2 protein-coding genes are annotated in these 3,211 nt (G+C 65.6%); both read right to left on the bottom strand.

Features of this window, described 5'->3' with window-relative positions:
• Positions 1-158: 158 nt before the first annotated feature.
• Positions 159-359 carry a hypothetical protein gene (locus ACFWWQ_RS22010; protein WP_384598645.1) on the bottom strand — a complete coding sequence of 67 codons (201 nt, stop codon included), beginning with the start codon at positions 357-359 and terminating at the stop codon, positions 159-161.
• Positions 356-2,713, bottom strand: coding sequence for an N-6 DNA methylase (locus tag ACFWWQ_RS22005; RefSeq protein ID WP_384598643.1), 2,358 nt, complete (start codon positions 2,711-2,713; stop codon positions 356-358). Before ACFWWQ_RS22005 ends, ACFWWQ_RS22010 begins: the two co-directional genes overlap by 4 nt.
• Between the last annotated feature and the right edge of the window lie 498 nt (positions 2,714-3,211).

Genomic DNA, 3,211 nt, shown 5'->3' with positions numbered 1-3,211 from the left:
CACCCCCGCATCCGCCTGAATTGGAGGGCGGGGGGGCTGGGTGATGGTATAACGCCACCGCGTTTGAAGGGCCCCCTGTTCGCAGTGGGGCCCTTCAACGTTAGTGCCCGGTGGTGTTCCGCATCTCGCTGGCGTCGCGTGGGTCTGCGCGGCAACGCCTACGTGCCGATGGCCGCGACGATCACACCGAGAGCCAAGATCGCACTGCCAGCGAACGCGGAGCCCGCGACAAGTGCAGCATCAGCCACTCCTGATCCGGTGTGCGTCTTGAGGATGAAGGCCGCGAGCGCGACGACGGCGGAGAAGAGCATCACCACCAAAAGCCAGGCGCACCTCGTGGCGATGGGCAGGCGGCTCATCGGGCGATCCTCTCGGAGAAAACGTCGGGGGAAACGTCAGGCTCTGTGCCGGGCTGCGGCATGTCACACATCAGCTGTTCCGCCAAAGCGCCACGCATCCGGGACGCGGCATCGGCAGCTTCCCTGTGCGCAGTGATCTGCTCATCGAGCTCACCGAGCGCCACTGCGATGCGCCGCTGCTCGGGCCAGGACGGGATCGGAACCAGCAAGGACTGGAGGTCCGACTTGCTGATCGAAGGCACGGTCGTCTTCTCTGACCGGCTCTTGATCCATTCCACCGTGCGCGGCAGTGAGAGGTAGGCCAGAAGATAGGGCGGAAAGACCTCCGGCCCGAACGTGTGCAGACGCATCAGGTTTGTGCCGAACAGCCACCCCACCTGATCCGCCCCCACCTGAGCCACAGGCCCCACGGTGCCCGTCCGGGCGCAGAGGATGTCCCCCTCGGACAGAGCGAAGCGCCGCATGCGCTCTTCCGTCCTGTACGAGACCGAGGTGCTCCGGGCGTCGGTGATCCGCCGATCACGCAAGTGTGTGGGCTGCACAACCGGTACCTCACCGGCGGGTACGTAAATCTCCTTCCTCAACAGTGCTGGAGACGGACCGGCCTGGAGTTGGCACAGATCCCCAAGACGCTGCCAATCCTGGCCTTCGGAAGAGTCCCTCTCCGTCCGGGTGGACCACCGGTCGGTCCGGCTGGACTCCACGACACGGTCGTCGGCCCGGGTGGTCTTCTCTCCCGACCGCAACAGATCGGCGTATGCCTGCGCCACCTCGTCGGCGGTTGCCTTGGGCTGGCTCGGGAGCGGCGCGTAGTCAGCGGGATTCAGCGACGAACCGTGCGCGATAACGGCCTCCCTCGGAAGAGCCACAGATGGCATACGCAGATCGGGGTGTCCTGTGTCCCCCTCCTCCGAAGCACGCCACGACCGGTAGGCGTTGACGATCAGAGCACGGTCGTCGGTCTCCAGGACGGAGAGCTTTCTGGACACCTGTGCTCCCAGGCCGGAGGCGTTGACGAAGAGAACTTTCCCCGGCCCCTTTTCCTGCGTCTCCGGCTTCAGGATCCAGGCGTTGACGGAGATTGCGGTCGTGCTGAACAGCTTGGCCGGAAGAGCCACGACACACTCCACGACTCCGCGCTCCACCAAGGCGTGCCGAATGCGCTGCTCCTTCGAGTTGGAGGAAACAGCAGCGCTGTTGGGCATGAGAACCACCGCTCGGCCGCCCCTATTGAGGGACATCACGGCGTGCTGAGGCCAGGCCAGGTTGGCGTTGGAGGCCGGGGGTTCGCCGTATGCCCAATAGCTGGGGTCGACCGCTCCCACCGGGACATTGAAGGGGGGATTGGCGAGAACGAGGTCGAAGCGATGCGGCATGGATTTCACTGCCCAGGGGGCGGGGATTCCCGTCAGTTCCTGCCGCTCGGGACGGACGCCGTGCACCATGAGGTTCATGACCGCCAGGACGCGTGTCTCCAGATTTGCACTCCCGATGCTCACAGCTGGTGCGTGCGTATCCGGAGTGAAACCCTGCCCTTGCCGTGCGGTCAGTACAGCCGACAGAAGCTCGCCTCCCCGGCAGTTCGGGTCGTAGACGCTCCGATCCGACGCGCCCGGATCCAGCAGCTCGGCCAGAAGGCTCGCGACGGCGGGCGGCGTGAAGGCATCTTGACTGCCCATCCCCGCTTGGAGCGCGTATCGGCTCAGGAGCTCCGCGAAGTCCCCGCGTTCCAGCATTTCGACCCTGTCGAGGAGGCGGAGGAGGGCACGCCGACTATGGGCGGTCAGACCTTCCAGTCTTGCTCCCACGCCGCTGGGGACACCCAGCTCGGCAAGAATCCGCTCAACATTGCGTGCGACAGCCGGCAAGGCTCTGTGGAGGAATCTTCCTCCCCGGTCGGCGGTCGCGTGCCGCCGTACGTCGGCCCATCGGCCCGGTCCAGCCCATCGGAGGAAGACGAGAGAGAGCAACAAGTACAGGAAGTTCGCCTGCGGGGCTGAGCCCCAGCTGCCCTCGCTCTGCTCGCGCAGCAGGTCGTTCACCACGGCGCTGCGATCCTCTTCGCCCGGTTTCTGCGCCGCGGGATGGTGCACCAGCGGGAATCCCGCGGTTCCACGGACCTTCGTGGCTTCGTCTTGAGACGCTGCGGCAATCCAGACGCGAGCCCGGTCGGCGTAGGTGACGCCTACCGGCTCGTCTGCCCTGCGTGCCCTGGACGGCACTGGTCGGCTGTCAAGCCAGGCGACCATCTCGGGCAAGGAGTAGTACTCCGTACCCGCAACGTTCGTGGGCTTCGGAAAGTCCGAGTGCCGCTGCTCCCAGTTGGTGATCGCGGAGCGACGGACATCGGCCATTCTCGCGATCTCGGCTCTCGATACCAGCCTTTGCCGCGCATACCCCGTGGTTCCCATACCTCCCCCTCGTGTCATACGAACTCGGCCCGCTACGGGCTTCGATGGACACGATGCTAGGGAGACCGCGTCTACCCAAGCAACTGCGCATTGTGCTGCGCTAGGAGAGCACCTCTTGCCTCACCGCTCCAGTGAAGGCGGAACGCTTTGCCGATACTTGCCCTTATGCCCCTTATAGACAGGGCAAATGCCCCTGACTCACCTTTCACGCCTTGATCAATGAAAATCCTTCTGTGAACAGCTACCACACACGACCAACGCTCCCTGGAGGGTTGCCGGCTGTCGGCCGTGTTGGGGGCACCGCCTCACGAGTTCGAATCTCGTGTCCTCCGCCAGTGCCTCACCGGGCACGATGTTGAAGGGCCCCCCCCCCCGGCGGGGGGGGGGGGGGACAAACGTTGGGGGGCCTGGGGGGGGGGCGGGGGGCGGGGGGGGGGGCGC

The sequence above is a fragment of the Streptomyces sp. NPDC059080 genome (assembly GCF_042739975.1).
In the GTDB taxonomy this organism is placed as follows: domain Bacteria; phylum Actinomycetota; class Actinomycetes; order Streptomycetales; family Streptomycetaceae; genus Streptomyces; species Streptomyces benahoarensis.
The sequence above is the reverse complement of the archived record's forward strand: the minus strand, read 5'-3'. Positions and strand labels throughout refer to the sequence as shown.